The sequence below is a fragment of the Nocardia sp. CA-084685 genome (genome assembly GCF_050955785.1).
Classification (GTDB): domain Bacteria; phylum Actinomycetota; class Actinomycetes; order Mycobacteriales; family Mycobacteriaceae; genus Nocardia.
Map to the genome: position 1 here is coordinate 6,844,217 of NZ_CP192094.1, position 18,458 is coordinate 6,862,674.

The following is an 18,458-nucleotide window of genomic DNA, read 5'->3' on the forward strand; positions in this document are numbered from 1 at the left end:
CAACCCGACCGGTACCGAATCTCACCGGACTGCCTGTCTCTCCGCAGCAGCGATGCGCGCGGCCCCGCTGGAAGTCGGCGTGCTGGTAATCGCCGCGGCGCGATCGATCCGGGCCGGTCCGAGTACCTTGCCACGGCCGATTCGGTTCAGCGCGTCACGCATGAACATCTCACCCCGGCGTTCCTCGGGCACCTGACGGCCGGTGCCGACCGGCGGAGAGGTCTCCTCACGCAAGACCTGTAGCAGAAACGGCGCCTCCTCCAGATCGACGCCGAGCCATTCCAAACTATTGCGCGCCAAGGTCTCATCGCGCTGACGGAAAACGAACCGATTCGGGATGAGATTGTGCGCCGCGCCCTGGAAGTCGGTAGCCGGATCGTGCGAAGCCAAGCCGATCGCAGCCAAATGCTTACGGCCATCCCGGCTGAAGTCCGAGGTGACCGCGGATCCGACCTGGGTCTGTGTGAAATGGTGCGCCTCGTCACCCACCAGCAGCCCGAACCTGCCGTTATCGGTGAGGAATGCCTCTCGGGCAGCGACACCGACAAGTTCGTACAGTGCGGTTCCGAGTCGTTTCGTCAACGGCAAGCGGTTGTACAGGTGCGGGGTGGTGAGCTCTTCCGCTGTCGGCAGCGCCAGCTGGTGGCTGCGGATGACCGTGGCGGCGGCATTGAGCCGCAATGGTTTCAGCGCCGGATCGAATAGCACCGGCACGCGCTCGACAATCGTGCCGAGGCGCGCGGCCAAGTCGGCGTATTCCTCCTGATTGCCCGGCTGATCACGCAGTCGCCGCACGACATGGAACAAATCCAGCAGACTGCGGATGCCGTGTTCGGCAATGCCGCGAGCGGTCAGCAGATTGCTCGCGGCGGCACCCGCGCCCGATGTCGGCGACAGATCCAGCAGCGGGAGGATCGAATCGAGCGCACGCTCGCCGGCGATTCTGGGTTCGAACATGCGCAGCGGGTCGAGCGACACCGTCGGATTCGCCAAGTCGATGACGACGGCATTATCGATCGCCGCAGCGAAATGCGCCCATTCCCCGACCTGACTGCGGTCGATGGCCAGGAATTGCCCACCCATATCGTGCACTAGCGCCGCCATGAGCTTCAGGAAATAGGATTTGCCCGACCCGAGTTCACCGGTGACCGCGAACGAAGCCGACAGATCGTGCAGTGCGGCCTCCATGATGCCGAAGTGAATCGGCTCGTATTGACCGGATAAAAGGTTGATCCCGATCACCGGACCACTGTCGTCCCCGATTTGGCTGGTGATGAACGGGACGAAACCTGCCCACATATCCGAAGGCACAATATGCGCGAAATCGTCGTATGCGCGCCGCGGTGGACTGCCGGGCACAAGCATCGACCACAGATCGACCTGGGTGCCGAGCGGGGCCGTCATATCGACCTGGAATCGTTTGTAGCGGCGTTTGAGGGTATTGACCGCATCCATCGTGACATCACGCGAGGGACCGCCGATGGCGATGACGGTCGTGAAGGACACCTCCGACTCACCGCCGTTGACCTCGAAATGCTGGTTGTATTCACCCAGCATCTGCGCCTTCGAGGTCAGCGTGTTCTGCGCGAACGACACCTCCTGGTCGCGCTGATCCATCTGCTCACCGAGTCGGCGCAGACTCAGCTCGTTGTTCTTGAGCACCTGGTCCGCGGGCTTGGTCGAAACCCGCATCCCCCAGTCGACCGTGACGTCCCCGAGGCCCTCGAGCACATTCAGGAATTCGCTGCCCCCGGGAAATCGCATGCCCGCGTACGGGAAGGAATGCGGAGTGAGCATCGCTTGATAGGACGGGCGATACTCGTAATCCGGTTGAACGACCTTGATCACGGGAACGAACGATGGCCGAATCCGCCGGTTGCTGTCGGCTTGGGCGCCCTCGTCCAGCGCTGCGGAAGAGAACACCGCCGCCGTCGCGTCGTCCAACGCTCCCACTCGGGTCGGTGCCACCGGATCGCCCGCGGCGCCGCGCGACAGGTAGTGCTCCCACAACCACTGGAAAAGCGCGGCGGGCACCGGAACCGGATCGAAATCGCCGCCGATCCGCGACAGGATCTCGTTCGCCTTATCGTCGTAGGCATCCAGGTCCGCGCGTGAGATGGCGGTCGCATCGATCGTGGTGGTGCTGCCACGCCACATCCGCGACAGCGCCGAAATACCGGAGTTCGCCGTGCCAACCGGGATTGTCAGCAGGAAGATCCGGGTCTGCGGTGCGATCGCACGAACTCGCTCATACGAGGCGACCACCTCGTCTGCGTACTCCTCGCATTCGTCGAGATCGACGCCCTCCACCATTTTGGTCAACACATCGATCGTATTCAGCCGTGCCTGGATACCGAGCAGCAGTGAACCACTCGGCAAGCTGTTGATCAGCGCATGGTGCGCCATCTTCACGTCGTATTTGTCACTCGCCTTGCGCAATCCGTAGCCGAGCGGATTGATGAAGTAAGTCGCGGTGACCAGACCCGAGTGAGTGAATTGCAGATTTCCGCGGATCGCGGCGGTGGGCTGTAGATCTCGTCCGAACGCCATTCAGCGGCTCCCTTCCGATGCTGGGCCACCGTTGCCGTTGATCCAGTTGCGCAGATCCGTCCCACTGCCGCCGACACCGATCACATCGAGCAACCGGATATCGGATTTCGCGCTGTCCACTGCCTCTGTCGGACGATCCGGCAGGACTAGGACGACGGACTCTTCGATGAACATGGTGTGGCGCGCCGAATCGGCGTTGACCGGCATACCCGATGCCGACACCGGCTTGCGGGAGACGATCAGCCGCCCCACCCACAGCGCCCGAGAAGTCATCCGCACGCCGGTATACGGCACCAGACCGATGGCGAAGACGACCCCGATCGTGAGCACCAGCCCCACCAGGAAGGTGACCGCCGGATTGACCGGGAATATCATCGCGCATACCGAGGTGATCACCATCAACACCACCGCTCCCGCGACCTGCGGCAGCGTATACGGCCCGAAGGGCAGCTTCTGCCCGTTCTGGGCCTTGCCGATCATGGTGGGAACCCGCTTGATCGGCGTGAAGACCTTGATCACCTGTTGACTCATCGATAGCCACCGATGGGGTGATCGGGGACCACGATGTTGGAGTCGGTGCGCGCGTAGTTGACCAGCGTCGGGAGTATCCAGAACAGGACCGCGGCCAGCAGCGCCGATCCGGCGACGGCGAGGATCTTCGCGGGCGAGAGCTTGGATTTGGCCGCCTCGGATATCAGCACACCCATGCTCAGGATGGTGATCAGGATCAGGCCCGCCCAGCGGACGAAGATCAAGATGTTGTACAGGATGGCGCTCAAATTACCCACGGCCGTGCCTCTTTCGTATCAGTTCTGGGTAGCCCGCGGAATCTGCACCGTCGTCGACGGCAGCGACGTCGTCGAGCTTGGCGGCGCACTTGCGCGCGAGTTCTGCTGGTCGGCGATAACGGCAGGCGGGTTGGTCATCGCCGGTACGGCATCGACCGACTGCACCTGCCATTGGCCACCATCGCGGACCATGGTCAGCGGATAGGCGAGCGTCGCGACCGCCCCGCCGTCGGCCTTGGGATTGACGGTGACGAGCACCTGCGCGCTCGAACGCGCGGTACCACAACTGTTGTCGTCCGAGGTAACCGCGACGGTCTCCACGGCGGTGAACGGGGCCGGGCGCAGCGCGGCGATCCCCGCGTCCAGGGTGACGTAGCGGCCTACATCGCCACTACCCGTCAGATACGTGCTCAGAAAGCCCGAAGCCACTTGAGCGAGCGGCGTATCGGCCGTGCACGGCGAGGAGTACGCCTGCGCCAGATCAGCGCCACGGCTGGGCGGTTCGATCAGCGCGGGCAGCGCGAGCGCCCGCAGTCGACCGTTGAGCACCGATACGCCGACTCGATAGAACTGGCGGGTGTCCGCGCCGGTGCTGTTGCTGCTGTTGGTGGCGGAGGTACCGGTAGTGCTGCTGCTGGCGGTCGGGGCGGATTTACTACCCACCCGCACCGATACGGTCACCGACCAGACCTCGAGCGTGTCGAAGCTCCCGACGCGCGATACGTACACAACAGCGGGCTCCGACACCTGCCTGGCCGTCGAGGGCAGCGTGATCTGCTGCGCACTGGCTCCGACATATTCGCCGAGCCGATCCTGTTGTCCGGCAACCGAACTCAGGTAAGTAACAATGAACTGTTGGGCGAAAGAGCCCGCCAATTGCGCACGGCCGATGGTCGCGGGCGTCGCACTGTCGGACGGCGGCGGCGGATCCGAGGCGAAGAAATCGAGGATCGCATGCCCGCCACCGAGTACGGCCAGCACTGCTAGCACGGCGACGATCACATTGTCGCGACGGCGGCGTGCGACCATTCGGCGAAGTAATTCATCGCCCGAATCCGTCGATCTGCCAACCATTGTCCGCACTCCCGAAATGGTAGAGAGCACCATCATTTCCAGCCCCCTCATGGTTCCCAGCAGTGGGGACAGCGGGTCAGTACACAGGACTACGTTTCAAGCGATGTGCGAGCCGATACTGCAGCTGATCGTCGTACCCGATCGGCGCCTGCCCCTGTGGGGTTTCCAGCGCGTTGCGCCCGGATTCCAGCATCGGCATGTCATCGGCGACGCGCACGAGCTGGGCGATCGCGAGTTGCCGACTCGGATAACCCGGATATGGGTACAGCAGCAGCGATGTCGGAGTGTAGCCGCCACCGTAGTTGAGGGCTCGCACCGTGACACCCGCGGTATCACCGGACTGCAACCGGTCACTCAGCGCCATCAAACGCACGCGGTCGTCCGGATGGAAGACGTCCACCGGCCGGAACAGATAGTCCCATCGAATCCAGGGAGCCGGATCGGTGAGCCAATGCGAGATGCTGGCGCGTTCGGTCTGGACGATCGCGAGGTGAGTTCCGGCCCGTCGGTGGGCTTCACGCAATCCGACCCGTTCCAGCGTCGGCCACTCCGACGGCTCATTGTCCGAGGTGACATCTTCGATCAACAGCCACGCGCCCTGTGTGCGAGCGTCGTCGCGGGCCCGGATACTGATCCGCCACCGGCCCGGCCGCTCCGGACCGTCGGTCACCGTGACCTCGAACTGAAGCTTGTCACCGGCCTTCGGGCTGTAGAGCAGATCCAGGACCTCAGCGTGTCGATTGAAGGCCGAGATCCGATGGAACAACTCCGCGATCGACATCACCGGCACATGCTGCTCGGGCGAATTGCCCGTCAGCCGGGTCGCACCGATGGGTTGCTGAATCGTCTGGGTATTGAGGTCCCAGATCGCACCCACCGCGGCCTGTAATTCCGGACAGGTCGCCGCGGCGGAGCCCATCCACAAACGGACCGCGTGCACATCGCCACCCGGCCCGAACACCGGACGTATCCGCAGCGCGTGCGGACCCGAACCGGTTGCGAGCGTCAGATCCACGTCCTCGGCTTCGTCGCGCGCCGCCCGGATCGCATCGATCAGGCTCCGGGTCTTGAGGCTGTCGTAGAGCGCCGGAGTCCGCGCCATTACCCGCTGGAGCACTCGCTGCCAGTCGGCGAATCCACGCGGTGCGTCTCCGACAGATGCCACCGACATCCCCTCGGGCGTCAACGTCTCGATCGTTATCCAAGGATTTACTGCGCCACTTGTCATCGCACTGCCCGTACCAACCGTTCGTCGGAAACCGCCACCTGTGTGTGACACGGATAATGTACCGCTATCTAACGGCTCGTTCAACAGGTTTGCGGATGTCGACATCAGTTGCAGTCTGCATGACGTGACCGGCTGACGTTCCCCGAGCGGCCGTTTCTTAACGTCCGCTTAAGAACGCATGTGCACGCGTCAGAGTTCCCGCAGCTCAGGGCAGTTCGCCGAGATGTGGCGAATCACAGCACAAGGCCTGAGACCAGCGACGAACGCACTGGTCTCAGGCGCAATTCCCATGCCCGCAACCGCGACGGGGCTAGCCCTCTCCGGCCGTCAACGCCAACACGCCCGCACCAGCCAGTACCCCCACCGCGCCGAGTTCCGATGGCACGACCCGCAATCCGGTCAGATAGCCGAGCCGGGCGTGCGTGGCGACCGCAGCGCCGAGCGCTTTCCACAGGGAAGTGCCTGGTGCCGCCAGCGTGCCACCGAGGACGACCAAGTCCAGGTCGAGCAATGCGGCTACCGAGGCGATCGCGCGGCCGAGCGCCGTCCCGGCGCGGGTGAGCGCGGCATCGGCGAGTTCGTCACCCGCACTCGCCTGACCGACCAGGTCGTCGACCGAGGTGCCCTGCCAACCTTGCGCGCGTGCCCATTTCACCGCGGAGACTCCGCCGGCGACCGCCTCCAGACAGCCACGTCCCCCGCATTCGCAGAGCTCATCGAAGCCTGGCACCAGCACATGGCCGAGGTTGCCCGCGTTTCCGGTCCGACCGACCACCACGAAACCACCAACCATGACCCCGGCGCCGATCCGGTCCGAGACCATAACCGCAAGCGCGTCGAGCACGTCGTTCATCGCACCGAAGTTGCGCTCGGCCAGGCCAAGGCACACGCCGTCGAGCGCCAACTGGACGATGGCGTTCGGAAACAGTCTTTGCACTGCCGCCACAATCCCGAAACCCGTCCCCCACTCGGCGATACCGGGCGGTGCGACCACACCAGCGGCCATATCGAGCGGGCCGACGGAACCGATTCCGACCCGGGTCACATCCTCGCCACCCGCGGCCTCGAGTAGCAGGTCACGGCAGCTGTCCCAGGCCGCGCGGGCCGGGATCGAGACCCGCCGGATCTCGTCCTCGCCGACATTGTCGGCCACCCGACTCACCGCGAAACCGCCCGGCCCGATCTCCAGAGCCAACATCGTCATGAGTTACACACCGCCAGAATGAAGTCCGTCGTGAACAGGACGAAGCATAAGTCAGTGCGCGCCGGTTCCGGTCGGTTCCAGTCTGCGACCGAGCACAATGTGACGGCGCGGGGCCGCAGGAGCGGGTTCGGCGGGCGCCGGGCGCGAGCCGGTTCGAATGATCCGAAGCGGCCGCTTGTGGTCGATCGGGGTGATGCGATGACGGTCCAGGTCCGAAACGACCTTCCCCGCGCTGTCATAGGGCACCCCGGCCCAGATCATCGCGCGGGGGCCGGTGCCGCGCTCGATGAGCGTCTGCGCCAACTGTTCACATTTCGCGAAGACCGGGCAGCTCTCACAGATTCGCATCGCTGCACGCCAGGAGTCCGGAGTGCCGACGTCCAGGTCCCAGTCGTCGGGCCCGTCCGCGCAGGGCGGGCGATGGGCCGACCCGCTGGGAAGCGTCGAAACCTTTGCTGTCACAACGGTTTCCACGACGAGGGAAGATTGCGTGATGCTCATAGCCGTCTCCGGGGTGCCGAGGGCGCGCCAACTCCGTTGTGCGGGCCCATTGGTCGGGCGATCATCAGGGCTGCTCAACAGTCCCCGGGAGGGCCAGCATGTACTGGTCTACGCACGTTAACCCACGATCGGCCAACTCGGCAATCGGTTCTGCCGCTACTTAACGGCACGTTGACCAACATGTGATCCTGGCGTATCGTTAGTTAACGGTACATTTGTTCGCGGGCCATCCGCTAAGGGGCGAATTGTGGTTTCCTATGGATATGGCTGTTGAGTCCGAGTACACGATCGACGAGCTAGCGCGGGCGGCTGACACCACCGTGCGAAGCGTCCGCGTGTACCACGAACGAGGACTCCTCCCCTCCCCCGATGTCCGGGGGCGCATCGGCTATTACGGGTCGGATCACCTCAACAGACTGCAGACGATTAGTCGTCTGCTCAGTCGGGGCATGAAGTTGAACGGGATTCGGGAACTGCTCGAGGCCTGGGATCGTGGCGACGGATTGGCGGAGGTGCTCGGCGTCAACGATCAGCCGATCTCCGAGCCGACGACGGTCGCCGCGCCTGGCTCCCCTCGTGCGCAGCGCAAGCAAGCACCCCCGGAACTTCCGGAATACGTGCAGCAGGCACTCGCCGCCAGTGGCGATCCGCACGAGGCCTACCGGGTGACCAATCCGCGCTGCGGTGACCTGACCACCCGACTCGTCGATGCGGGTATTCCCGCACGCGACGCCTTCGAACTGATCGAGCGACTCAGAGCGGACTGCAATCAGATCGCCGATCAATATGCGACCCAACTGTTCTACTTCCTGGCGGGCCAGGTCTACGAACAGTCCGGGCGCACACCGAAGGACCGCGCAAAACTCGAATCGGAGTTGGCCATCGCCCGGCTGATCGCCACGCGCGCGACGTCGGAGTTGATCGATCAGGCCTTCGCCAGACATTCCGAACTGCCGCCGGCCTGATATCGAATCACGCCCAAAACAATTCGATGTGCTGTCGGTAACAATCGCCCGGATCCATACGAATTCAATACGAATCACCCTGAGCCCAATGGGTTTTCGGTGTTCTACCAACGATTACGTTTGTATGCGTGATCGGGCGATCGGATAACCTCGTTGGTACACGACTCATATCGGGCAATTTCGACCGCCTGAATGCGTTGTCGGACTTGGAGTTCTGGGACACCGCGCGGTGGCGGCCGCGCGCGGTGCTGCGTCGATGCGGGTATTGGGTCGGCGCGTCTCGGCTGCGCAGAATAACGGCCCGGCTGCTGCTCGGCGTATTCCTGCTTTTCATTGTTCCCATGACAATCGGCGCGGTGGCGACGGCACAGACGGGAACCGTGACTGCCGGCTCGTCGACGATTGATGGCGTCGGCTGGATGAATGTCCGGGATTCGCATGGAGTTCCGCTGGCGAATTATGTCTTCGCCACGGATCACGGCAGTATTCTCCATCCCGGAAATGCCGCGTTGTCCTCCGCGCTCGATCTGGAATTCGCGGGGTTCATGGCCACCGAGGTCACCGGAATCTGGGTGATCGAGTACGTGGTGAGCTTTCGCTGGCTCGACCTGATCGCAGACCCGCTGACCCGGGTCGCCGACACGCTCGCCGGACAAGTCGGCACGCCCGTCATCCTTCTGCTCGCGGTGACCATCGGCGCAGTACCTGTGGGCTGGTTCATCGTTCGCGGATACTTCTCCAAGGCCACGCTTCAGGTCGTGACGATGATCGGTGTCGCCTTGTTCAGCGTGCCCTACCTGGCACATCCGATGGCCGATGTGCTGTCCTCGGACGGATTGCTCGCACAGGGACGTGACGTCGGGGTGGCGGTAGCCGCGGGCCTCAACGGTCAATCGAACCCGAGCCCGAACGTGGTCGTCGATTCGATCGAGGGCACGCTCGCCGACAACTTCGTGCGTTATCCGTTGCAGGTGTGGAACTTCGGCCATGTCGTGGACGACTCACCGGCGTGCCGAGCGGCATGGTCGGACGGGGTGTTGGCCGGTAGTGACGACAAGGTCACCGCCGGTCTGAAACGTTGCGGCGATGTCGCGGCGTACACCAAGAGCCAGAATCCCAATGCGGGCCAGATCTGCACCGGCCTGCTGTTGCTGGTTTTCGCCGCCGTCCTGCTGATGTTCGGCGTGTATTTGTCCGGAAAGATCGTGGTGGCCGCGGCGGAGGCGATCTATCACGCGTTCATGGCCATTTTCGGCTTCGCCGCAGGCGGATACGTCTATGGACCGAGCCAGACCTTCTTGCTGCGTAATCTGGTGGATGCCTTCGTATCGGCGGGCAAGATGATCGCGTTCACCGTATATCTCGGCATCTACGCACTGGTCCTCGGCGATGTCTTCAAACAGACGCAGGGCCACGGCATCGCGGTGATCTTCATCGGTGGATCGTTCATGATCATCGGAATTGTCCTGCTACGCCGAATCAGCCGCGGCCTTGCCGCCGCTCCCTCCCGGATAGCTGGTCGGATCAGTGGTGTGCTCGCGACCGGACATGCGGCCCAAGCCGGTGGTGGCAGTGGCGGAGGAGGCGCCATGATGGGAGCGGGCGGCAGTATGTCCGGAACCCAGCGCCTGGTCACCGGACTCGCGGCGCTCAACACAACGAACGCCTCGCCGGTGACCGAATACCTCATGGGCCGCAGACGAGCACCGTTGAGTTCACGCGCCGGGATGCGGCAACGAGCCGAGCTGGCGAATATGCGGATGGCGGTCGAAGCGGATCGTTTCGGCTGGATCCGCAACTACTACCGAACCCGCGAGCAGATCATCGACTCCGCCAGGTCCGCCGCGGCGACGTATGGGCACACACCGATGGGTGCCGCCGTCGCGATTGATCGAGTGGTCGACCGCGGCGCCAGCCTCGGTGACGCCGAAGCGGCTTTGTTCAGCGCAGGATTCACAGACAAGGAAATGCGCACCAACGCCATCAAGGCCTACAACTACCGCACCAGTTGGGGGCCGAATATGTGGGACGGGGACAAGCATGTCGGGCAAGCGATTGCCTCGCTCGGTGTGCTCAAGTTGGGCGAGACACCGGCCAATGTCGCGCTGTTCAAGCGGACCGCGCATCGGCTCGCGGAACGTCGCTTCGCCGATCCGGATCTGCAGTTCAGCAGCTTCACCGCGCCCGAGCAACAGTTCCTGCGCGATTACTTCAACAACCCCACGGAGCCGGTCATCCATGCCATTCGGGATGTCGTGTCGGGCACCGGGAATTCGTTGCCAAGCCTGACCGGCACCGTAACCAGGGAGCGCGCGGCATTGATGAACAGATTCATCAATGTGCACCTGAGCCGGGAGTACCTAGCGGCCGCCGAAGCCGAAAACTTCGCGGCGGCATCGGGAATCCTGCAGAAGATGGCACTGCCCGAATACTGGACGGGCAGCAGTACCCTCACACCGTCCAAGGCCATTCCAACCTTCTAGCCCACGTCAACGCTCGAACGCAACCGCAATGCGGTTGCAACTGGATGGTAATCGTTAACGAGGTCATGACCGCTAACAATCCCATTCGGCACCGACGCCACCGTTTTCCCGGACAGCCTCTCACCCGACACAGATGTGGCGCCATGCCACTGTGGTCAGCCAGTTCGACGTCGGTCATCCTGCCAGGAGGATGGTGGTCAGAAACTGGGGGCGGCGGCCGTCGGGGCCCAGGACGAACGGAGCTTGCCAGTGCGCAGGATCCCTGCCATACCTTCGGCCGATGTGTAGTGGTACACGATGCGCGCTGGCTGCGGGCCAGCGCCCATAGTGGGCGAGCCCGCGTGCTCGATGCTCGGTTCCCACTCGAAATCCTGATTCAATGCGCGCATCGCCGCGCCCTGTGCGTCGGATGAGCGGAGGGCCTCGGCGGGGTCCCATGCGTGTTTCGCTATGCGGCGGATTCTTCCGGCCATCGAAGCGCTGCCGCGCTCCAACGCGCTGCTGATGTCGTCGACGAGTCGCGCCATCAGCTTCGCGATCGGTGACGTCATCGCGACCTGGCGAACCGGACGGTCATCCGGTTCGCGCAGGCGCAGGTGAGACCGCGACCGAAGGCAGCCGTCGGATGCCTTCGCAGTGGCGCACAGCTAACCGACGCCCCAACCGTGCGAAAAACGTAATTACCCATCATGCAATCATAATTGTGCAAATACTTGCCTCTGCAAATAGAATTGCAGTCATGCCGAGGAACAGGCTCAGCGAGCTCCTTCGCAGGATCACCCGGCGAGTGGCCGAGGAAGATGGAGAGGAAGCGGCACGGGCCGCCGAGAAGACTCCTCGCGGTGCCGGCCGGACGTTGAAAGGTATAGGCCGAGGGGAGGATACGGCCGATATCGAGAGTGGGCGACGGGTCCGGCAGGCGCGCGCCGAAGCCGCGACGGACCGCCGGGACGCGGAACTACCGTCGTTGGTAAGACGTGCGGAACCCGACCATGTCATCGCATTCGCTCGCGTGCGAGCGACGCGGAAGAGACAGTGGTGGCACACACCGGCCCCCTCCGAACAATCAGCCACAGGGTGGGTGCATCCCCTCCTGATCCGCATCACTCACGGAATCCCCTATGCAGTGCGGGACCGAGCGATGGAGATGCGGATGTGGCTATAGAAATACCGCACGAAGTCGCGCTCTTTCTCAATTTCTGCGGCGTTCAGTATCCGGATATCAATGAAGACGACGTACGTATGCTCGGACACCAAGTGCAGAACTTGGCCGCCAACGTCCGGAACACTCATGAATCCGCAACCGGGGTCATCAAGGACATGGGATCGGTCTATTCCGGACATTCATACGAACAACTACTCGCGACCTGGGGGCGGATGAGTGCGACGCATATGGCTGGCCTCGACGCGGCGTGCAAGGTCGTGGCGACGACATTGGATATCGCGGCAGACGCGATCGCCGTGGTCAAAGTCGCAGTGCTGGCCGAACTTGCCGCTCTGGCGATGAGCTACGCCGCGATCATCGCCACGCCCGCCGGACCTACCGCCGGACCCGCCCTCGCGGCGGCGGCACGGCGGATATGCGATCAAATGGAACAGAATCTCTTGGGTTACCTCGTCGCCGAGGTGATGGGCAAGGCCATCGAACCGCTCGAACACACCGTCGACAGAATGATCAACGGCATCGCCTATGACGCGGCCAGCCATCTCCTGGGGGCGCCGCCGCCTAGTAATTCATCTCTCCCACCGCTACATATCGAGCCCGACGAGGTCAGACAGTACGCCAAAGTGCTCGACGACCACGCCGATGAGATCATGCGGCACGTCGCCGACTTCGATGACAAGGTGGCGATGCTGGATTTCACCACCGGCGTACCCGGCGGCATCGACGGTCCCAGTACTCCGACGGCGCCGACCGCCCTGCCGCGGATAGGTGCCGATCCTGGTATGTCGCCCGCTCCGAAGGCTCCGATGGAGGTGCCGCGCGGGATCGCCGACCGCCGGTCGACAGAGCCCTCGGAGCTCGGCGGCAGACATTCGCCCGCCCATCTTCCTACCCCCGACCGCGACAGCCACAGCGGCGCCGACATGCCCGAGCGCCGATATCCCAACGCCCCGCAGCGGGAAGCGTCTGCGACGGTAAAAGATTCGCGGATCTCCTACGACAGTCATCCGGACTCACCGAGCCTGGTGGCCGCTGACAAAGGGGCCTCCACCGCAGACGGTGCCGCAGCGAACTCGCCTCCGGTCCAGGCCGAGCACACGCCCACCCGCCTCGGTGGCACAGCGCCGCACGGAACCACCGAAATCCCGGCCGAACACGCGACTGCCCGCCCCGACGGTCCGGCCGACCGAATCACTGTCTCCGCGCCCCTCGGTGCCGAAGGCCGTTCTCACCTCGGCGCGAGTGTCGATCGTCGCGAACACGAGCTCGCTGCCGAACTGATCACATCCGATGGGCGACCCGGACCATCTGCGCAGCAGCCCGCCGCACCGCACGGCCCTTCGCCATCAACTACCCCATGGGCGCGTTCCGGACCGGCACCCACACAAAGCGCAACTCCTTCGAAATCGCTGCTGTCCAGCACTTCTCGGTCACCGACGGCTCGCTCGGTCGAGCGGAGTCCACTAGTAACGCCTTGGTCGAAGACGAGACGAACCCCAGACCGCCCAGCCAGGGCTTTCGCGCCGAATGACACAGCCCCCACCCGCCGTCGCGGCGACCGGCCACTCGAATCGGATCCGGAAACCACGAACGACATCCGTGCTACCGATGCCACGCCGGGTCCACTACCACCAAGTGCGGTGAGTCCCACTATCTACGCACCGGAAAACGCCGACCAGCGGCGCTGAGGCGTCGAGTCTGGTTGAGGATGCGCATCCGCCTGACCGACCTACTCGAAGTCGTTGGCGCTTTCTGGTTGGAGCCGGCGATGATTGGTGGGTGAACGTCACCACCTCGGATGGCGGTTCCTGGCGAATCGGAACGGTGGCGGAAGCCTCATGGATCATGGATGGCACATCGGCCGGCCTGACCATCAGCTCCGCGATCCCGCCGATCTTCGACAGGCACCCACGATTGTCGTGCCGGAGGACGACGACGCGGCCTGGGAAGCGCTGGACCGAGCGCTGGTGTCGGTCTTGCGCGTTGAGTCGGCGAACCAGCGTTGGTGGTTGGGATACCTGCGTTCTCAGCCCACTCCGAACAATTGCGCCGCCATGCGGCGGCTGGGCTTTCCATTCGGCAACTGGGGTAATCGACCCACGATGCGGAGCTGGCCCGGGATCTGATGGTCGGCCAAGTGCGCGTGGCAGTGGGGGTTGCGCCACAATAGCGTCGGCGACTCGGTCGAAGCGAGGATCGGCGCGACCACCACCCGAGGCCTGGCCAGTGTAAAAATCTGCTGTTTCTCCCGTGCGTTCAGTCGCAGATCCACGGCCGCGAATACCCGCCGATATTCCAGACGGCCGACATTACGGCCACGAATGCAGGCGAATTCGGTAGCTCGGCGACTACCACGTCACCCGCGCCGACGTCATTCTTCTGCAAACACCGTGCGACGATCTCGGCCCACGCCTCGAGCTGACCGAATGATAAGAGCGGATCCGCGTCGGCGGAAACAAGAAACAGCCGATCGCGGGCATCCATCAATTGTCCTTACGATGGCGCAAGATGGTATCCCACTCCCGTTGCGGAATTCTGGATTCCGCAACCGGGAGTGGGGTCACGAACGGCACCCATCGCAGGTCGCGGCGGTTATCCCCGGCACCTCCCGGCAAGGGGGAACAAGAGGTGAGCAATGGAACCCGAAGGACCGCGCGACCAACGCCTTTCCGCATCGTGACGCCTCCAGCACCACATCGAGGTCCAATTCTCAGCGATGCCAGGTGCGCAACAGTACAGCCACAAAGTGGTCGCTTGCACAATCCCCGTTCCCAATTTTGGGAACGCGACTTACGCTGCACTGTCTGAGATCAACCGGAGGGCGAATGTCTGATCAGTACGAGCCGGTCGGCCGCAAAAGGGATGCGGCCGCAACGCGACTCGCCATATTGGCGGCAGCACAAGAACTGTTCGCCGAACGCGGCTACGAGCGCGCCACCGTGCGAGAGATAGCCGCACGGGCCGGGGTAAATCAGGCCCTCCTGTTCCGGTACTTCGGCAATAAGGACGAGCTCACCGAATTGGTGGCGCAGCGTCGCGAGCAGCCGACCGACGATCTGCTCGGCGCATTGGTCGCCGCACGCGATGACGAGGACCGGCTCAGCGAGCAGGAGTTGGTCAACCTGGGTATCGGCTTGCTCATCGCAGGCCACGAGACCACGGCCAACCAGATCGCGAACTTCACCTATGTGCTACTCACCGAGCGAGAACACTGGGAATTGCTTTGTAGCAGGCCGGAACTCGTCCCGAGCGCGGTGGAGGAACTACTGCGCTACGTCCAATTGGGTTCGGGTGGTTCCTTTCCCAGAATTGCCACCGAGGACGTCGAACTGGGTGGTGTCGAAATCCGCTCCGGTGAGTCGGTGTTCGTCAATACCCAGGCGGCCAACCGGGACGAAACCGTCTTCGCAGACCCCGAAGAACTGGACCTGACCCGAGAACGCAACCCGCACATGGCCTTCGGACACGGCGCGCACCACTGCCTCGGTGCGCAATTGGCCAGGGTAGAGCTGCAAGTAGCGCTCAGCTCACTGCTGCAACGGTTCCCCACCCTGCACCTCGCCGTACCGGCCGACGAGGTGCCGTGGAAGTCCGGCCTGCTGGTTCGCGGTCCGAAGGCCCTGCCGGTGGCATGGTAGGCATGTTCGATCTTGCGCCGAAGTGGTAGAGCGTCCGTCGAGCCGAGTCGAATGGGTCCTGCACACGACAGCTGACCGGACAGTGAGTCGTTACTGCGACTGTCCGAGGGCGGCGGCGACTTCGCGGTACGACTCTCGCAGGAGGTCGCAGTAATCATCCAGGTCGGGGACGATCGCCGGATCGCATGCCACCGATACGGTGAAGCTGTCGCCAGCGCCGACGAACGAATGTGCCACACCGATTTCCGGATACACCGGCGGCAGCATGCCCGCGAAGCGAAATGGCTTGCCCGACAATGACCATTCGGCGGTCGGCTCGCACCTGATACTGGTCAGGATCGTGTGCGCGTGCGCAGGAGCGTCCGGATCGGCGGGCCCGAACGTACCGAATCGCGCCCGGTAGGTGCGGCTCGACAGTAGGTCGATGAGTGCGAGACGGTTGAGTTCCGTGCGGCTCGACGCCGAATGGCGGCGCGCCCGGAGCGTGGCGTCGATCGCCCGCGCACGAGCCGCGAGGTCGGGTTCCGCCGCTGCCAGGGCGACAGCATCGGCACCGACACGATTGACACCCATTACCGGCGCGTCGGGAACCGCGACGGTCACCAATACCGCGAGATCGTCGGGACAGCTACCGTCGCGCTTTTCGAGATAGCGCTGCAATGCGTGCGATATCGCCGTCAGCCCGACCGACGTCACCGTAACCCCCTGCGCACGGACGAGGCTCAGCTCCAACGGAATCGTCCGCATGGCGCGTCCCGGCCCGATCCGGCGGTTGAGCCGGGTGGAGGAAACCGGTGGAACATTCGGCCCGCTGTCGTCGTTTTCGCGGGCGATCCGGCGCATCTCACGTCGGACGCGGACATTGAAACGCAGCGCCTGCAACGGCCAGCGCAGCGCACCCGCCACGGCGGCGAGCGCGGGGCGCGGGCGCTGCGTGGTCGGGCCTTGCCCCTCGATCCGCAACGGCACCGTGGCGAACAACGCCTCCGACAGCGATGTCATGGCCGGACCCGCCATCAGCGCATGACTGACATGCATCAGCACAACGGTGCCCACGCCACTCAGCGTCGGGATACCGGTGACGTTCGGAAATACGTGGAGCTGCCAGGCCATGACCCGAGCGTCCAGCGGCTGCTCGAGAATGCGCCCGATCTCGTCCTGGCACTGTGCCCAATTCAATTGTGCCGCAGCATGAGCGACGATGTGGCTGTCGATCGGACTGTCGTCGACCACCCAGAACGGGTGCCCGAGCCCTCCGGGCACCTCCTGGATCCGACGGCGCAGCGGTTCGAGCAGTTCGGCTCGTTCGCCGATGTGGTCGGCGATATCGGCAGCGGTCAGCGGCGCGTCACCATTGTCGAATACCCACCACATCGGCCAGTCGGTGACCCGGCCGGAGCGGGCCAAGTAGTAATAGGCGGCGTCATTGGCCACCAGTTGTGCTTCGTACATCATGCTGCTCTCGTCGATCCGATTGCTGCACTATGCCATCGGTCAGTGGCCATCACGTCTGCCGGAATCGAAATCGGGTGTCGGCGCTCCCGATCCAAGTCCCGGGTCTCCGGCCGATTCCCCGTGTACCCGGCCATTCCCCGGGTCCCTCGTCGCCCTCCCCGGGGTCCCTGGCCGCCCTCCCCGGGCCCCGGCCAATTCCCCGGGTTCCTGGCCGCGTCCCTGGGGTTCCGGCCGCCTCCCCAAGTCCCAGCCGCGTCCCCGGGAGTCCTGGCCGCGTCCCCGAGTCTCGGCCGCCTCCCCGAGTCTCTGGCCGCCTCTCCGGAGCCCCGGCACGTCCAGAGTCCCGGCCGCCTCCCCGAGCCCCGGCCACGTCCCCGGCCATGTCTTCGGGGCTCTATAGCCGCCTGCCCGACTCCCGTCCACCGCCCCGAACCCGTCCGCATTCAGCAGCGGACCCGGCGCTTCTCAGCTACGCGACGCTTTCGGCAGCAGGGAGCGCCAACCGCGTCCACCGCCCCCGGATGCCGGGGTGCTCACCGCGGACAGTGCGGCGAATTCATCGTCGGTGAGTGTGATGGTGGCGGCGGCCGTGTTCTCCTCGAGATGCGCCACGCTGGACGTGCCGGGAATGGGCAGGATGACCGGCGAGCGGCGAAGCAGCCAGGCGAGCGCGAGTTGGGACGGGCTGGCATCCTCACGCGTGAGCGAATCCAGCGGACCACCCGGGCGGGCGAGATCGCCGGTGGCCATGGGGAACCACGGGATGAAGGCGATGTTGTTCGCCTCGGCATATTCGAGTACGTCCTCCGCACTGCGGTTGGCGAGGTTGTACTGGTTCTGCACCGAGACGATATCGGCGATCTTGCGCGCCTTGTCCAGCTGAGCGACGGTGACCTCGGACAGGCCGATATGCCGGATCTTGCCCTCTTGTTGCAGCGACGCCAGCTCACCGAGCTGGTCGGCGAGCGGCACCTGTGGGTCGATCCGGTGCAGCTGGAACACATCGATGCGGTCGACGCCGAGATGACGCAGGCTCAATTCCAGCTGCTGGCGCAGGTACTCGGGGCGACCGATCGGCACCCATTCACCGGGACGGGGCCGGGCCAGCCCGGCTTTGGTCGCGATGACCAGGTCGTCCGGATACGGGTGCAGGGCCTGGCGGATGAGCGTTTCGCTGACGAACGGACCGTAGGAGTCCGCGGTATCGATGAGGGTGATACCGAGCTCGACGGCACGACGCAGCACCCGCACGGCCTCGTCCGGGTCCTTCGGGTCGCCCCATACACCGTCACCGGTCAGCTGCATCGCACCGTAGCCCAGGCGCGTGACCGGTAGGTCACCACCGAGGGCGAAGGTGCCCGAGGCGGCGGCGGGACGAGACTGGGTTTCGGCGGACATGAGTTCCTC

The 18,458-nt window shown here is 64.3% G+C and carries 15 protein-coding genes and 1 pseudogene; 5 read left to right on the forward strand and 11 right to left on the reverse strand.

Annotation, left to right across the window (positions count from 1 at the left end; all coding sequences use genetic code 11):
• Positions 1–21 precede the first annotated feature (21 nt).
• The 7 genes from ACQP2U_RS30405 to ACQP2U_RS30435 all read right to left on the reverse strand — a co-directional run bounded on the left by ACQP2U_RS30405 (position 22) and on the right by ACQP2U_RS30435 (position 7,345).
• Positions 22–2,550 (reverse strand): ATP-binding protein, encoded by a 2,529-nt coding sequence (locus ACQP2U_RS30405; RefSeq protein ID WP_433710615.1) that lies wholly within the window; start codon positions 2,548–2,550, stop codon positions 22–24.
• Positions 2,551–3,081 carry a hypothetical protein gene (locus ACQP2U_RS30410; protein WP_433710616.1) on the reverse strand — a complete coding sequence of 177 codons (531 nt, stop codon included), beginning with the start codon at positions 3,079–3,081 and terminating at the stop codon, positions 2,551–2,553.
• Positions 3,078–3,338, reverse strand: coding sequence for a hypothetical protein (locus ACQP2U_RS30415; protein WP_062991015.1), 261 nt, complete (start codon positions 3,336–3,338; stop codon positions 3,078–3,080). The genes ACQP2U_RS30410 and ACQP2U_RS30415 overlap by 4 nt, the downstream gene beginning before the upstream one ends.
• An 18-nt stretch (positions 3,339–3,356) precedes the next feature.
• A complete protein-coding gene (locus ACQP2U_RS30420; protein WP_433716622.1) occupies positions 3,357–4,412 on the reverse strand; it encodes a conjugal transfer protein in 1,056 nt (351 codons plus the stop codon).
• A gap of 76 nt (positions 4,413–4,488) precedes the next feature.
• Positions 4,489–5,640, reverse strand: coding sequence for a GAF domain-containing protein (locus tag ACQP2U_RS30425; protein WP_433710617.1), 1,152 nt, complete (start codon positions 5,638–5,640; stop codon positions 4,489–4,491).
• Positions 5,641–5,950: 310 nt separating this feature from the next.
• Positions 5,951–6,844, reverse strand: coding sequence for an ROK family protein (locus ACQP2U_RS30430; protein ID WP_433710618.1), 894 nt, complete (start codon positions 6,842–6,844; stop codon positions 5,951–5,953).
• A gap of 51 nt (positions 6,845–6,895) precedes the next feature.
• Entirely contained in the window at positions 6,896–7,345 is a 450-nt protein-coding gene (locus ACQP2U_RS30435; protein WP_433710619.1) for a hypothetical protein, read from the reverse strand.
• 263 nt (positions 7,346–7,608) lie between these two features.
• On the opposite strand from ACQP2U_RS30435, the pseudogene ACQP2U_RS30440 reads away from it, so the two are divergent.
• The 3 genes and pseudogenes from ACQP2U_RS30440 to ACQP2U_RS30450 all read left to right on the forward strand — a co-directional run.
• A pseudogene (locus ACQP2U_RS30440) lies at positions 7,609–7,770 on the forward strand (MerR family transcriptional regulator); the annotation flags it as partial.
• Between the two features lie 24 nt (positions 7,771–7,794).
• The gene (locus ACQP2U_RS30445; RefSeq protein WP_433716810.1) at positions 7,795–8,310 is read left to right on the forward strand and encodes a MerR family transcriptional regulator; all 516 of its coding nucleotides are present in this window, start codon (positions 7,795–7,797) and stop codon (positions 8,308–8,310) included.
• 128 nt (positions 8,311–8,438) lie between these two features.
• Positions 8,439–10,793 carry a hypothetical protein gene (locus ACQP2U_RS30450; protein ID WP_433710620.1) on the forward strand — a complete coding sequence of 785 codons (2,355 nt, stop codon included), beginning with the start codon at positions 8,439–8,441 and terminating at the stop codon, positions 10,791–10,793.
• Positions 10,794–10,990: 197 nt separating this feature from the next.
• Here ACQP2U_RS30450 and ACQP2U_RS30455 read toward each other — a convergent pair whose 3' ends face one another.
• Complete coding sequence (locus ACQP2U_RS30455; protein ID WP_433710621.1) at positions 10,991–11,344, reverse strand: hypothetical protein; 354 nt, start codon at positions 11,342–11,344, stop codon at positions 10,991–10,993.
• Between the two features lie 604 nt (positions 11,345–11,948).
• Here ACQP2U_RS30455 and ACQP2U_RS30460 point away from each other — a divergent pair.
• A complete protein-coding gene (locus ACQP2U_RS30460; RefSeq protein ID WP_433710622.1) occupies positions 11,949–13,646 on the forward strand; it encodes a hypothetical protein in 1,698 nt (565 codons plus the stop codon).
• A 568-nt stretch (positions 13,647–14,214) separates the two neighbouring features.
• Here ACQP2U_RS30460 and ACQP2U_RS30465 read toward each other — a convergent pair.
• Complete coding sequence (locus tag ACQP2U_RS30465) at positions 14,215–14,442, reverse strand: AMP-binding protein (RefSeq protein ID WP_433710623.1); 228 nt, start codon at positions 14,440–14,442, stop codon at positions 14,215–14,217.
• A 341-nt stretch (positions 14,443–14,783) separates the two neighbouring features.
• Here ACQP2U_RS30465 and ACQP2U_RS30470 point away from each other — a divergent pair, with 341 nt between their 5' ends.
• The gene (locus ACQP2U_RS30470) at positions 14,784–15,596 is read left to right on the forward strand and encodes a cytochrome P450 (protein ID WP_433710624.1); all 813 of its coding nucleotides are present in this window, start codon (positions 14,784–14,786) and stop codon (positions 15,594–15,596) included.
• A 90-nt stretch (positions 15,597–15,686) separates the two neighbouring features.
• Here the strand turns inward: ACQP2U_RS30470 and ACQP2U_RS30475 are convergent, their stop codons facing one another.
• Together ACQP2U_RS30475 and ACQP2U_RS30480 are read right to left on the reverse strand one after the other, a co-directional pair.
• Complete coding sequence (locus ACQP2U_RS30475) at positions 15,687–17,051, reverse strand: wax ester/triacylglycerol synthase domain-containing protein (protein WP_433710625.1); 1,365 nt, start codon at positions 17,049–17,051, stop codon at positions 15,687–15,689.
• Positions 17,052–17,516: 465 nt separating this feature from the next.
• A complete protein-coding gene (locus ACQP2U_RS30480) occupies positions 17,517–18,449 on the reverse strand; it encodes an aldo/keto reductase (RefSeq protein WP_433710626.1) in 933 nt (310 codons plus the stop codon).
• Positions 18,450–18,458 lie beyond the last annotated feature (9 nt).

Excerpts from the sequence above, each read along its gene's own strand:
- ACQP2U_RS30405 (WP_433710615.1), bottom strand. The coding sequence starts at position 2,550 with ATGGCGTTCGGACGAGATCTACAGCCCACCGCCGCGATCCGCGGAAAT.
- ACQP2U_RS30410 (WP_433710616.1), bottom strand. The coding sequence starts at position 3,081 with ATGAGTCAACAGGTGATCAAGGTCTTCACGCCGATCAAGCGGGTTCCC.
- ACQP2U_RS30420 (WP_433716622.1), bottom strand. The coding sequence starts at position 4,412 with ATGGTTGGCAGATCGACGGATTCGGGCGATGAATTACTTCGCCGAATG.
- ACQP2U_RS30425 (WP_433710617.1), bottom strand. The coding sequence starts at position 5,640 with ATGACAAGTGGCGCAGTAAATCCTTGGATAACGATCGAGACGTTGACG.
- ACQP2U_RS30430 (WP_433710618.1), bottom strand. The coding sequence starts at position 6,844 with ATGACGATGTTGGCTCTGGAGATCGGGCCGGGCGGTTTCGCGGTGAGT.
- ACQP2U_RS30435 (WP_433710619.1), bottom strand. The coding sequence starts at position 7,345 with ATGAGCATCACGCAATCTTCCCTCGTCGTGGAAACCGTTGTGACAGCA.
- ACQP2U_RS30445 (WP_433716810.1), top strand. The coding sequence starts at position 7,795 with ATGAAGTTGAACGGGATTCGGGAACTGCTCGAGGCCTGGGATCGTGGC.
- ACQP2U_RS30455 (WP_433710621.1), bottom strand. The coding sequence starts at position 11,344 with ATGACGTCACCGATCGCGAAGCTGATGGCGCGACTCGTCGACGACATC.
- ACQP2U_RS30465 (WP_433710623.1), bottom strand. The coding sequence starts at position 14,442 with ATGGATGCCCGCGATCGGCTGTTTCTTGTTTCCGCCGACGCGGATCCG.
- ACQP2U_RS30470 (WP_433710624.1), top strand. The coding sequence starts at position 14,784 with ATGTCTGATCAGTACGAGCCGGTCGGCCGCAAAAGGGATGCGGCCGCA.
- ACQP2U_RS30475 (WP_433710625.1), bottom strand. The coding sequence starts at position 17,051 with ATGATGTACGAAGCACAACTGGTGGCCAATGACGCCGCCTATTACTAC.
- ACQP2U_RS30480 (WP_433710626.1), bottom strand. The coding sequence starts at position 18,449 with ATGTCCGCCGAAACCCAGTCTCGTCCCGCCGCCGCCTCGGGCACCTTC.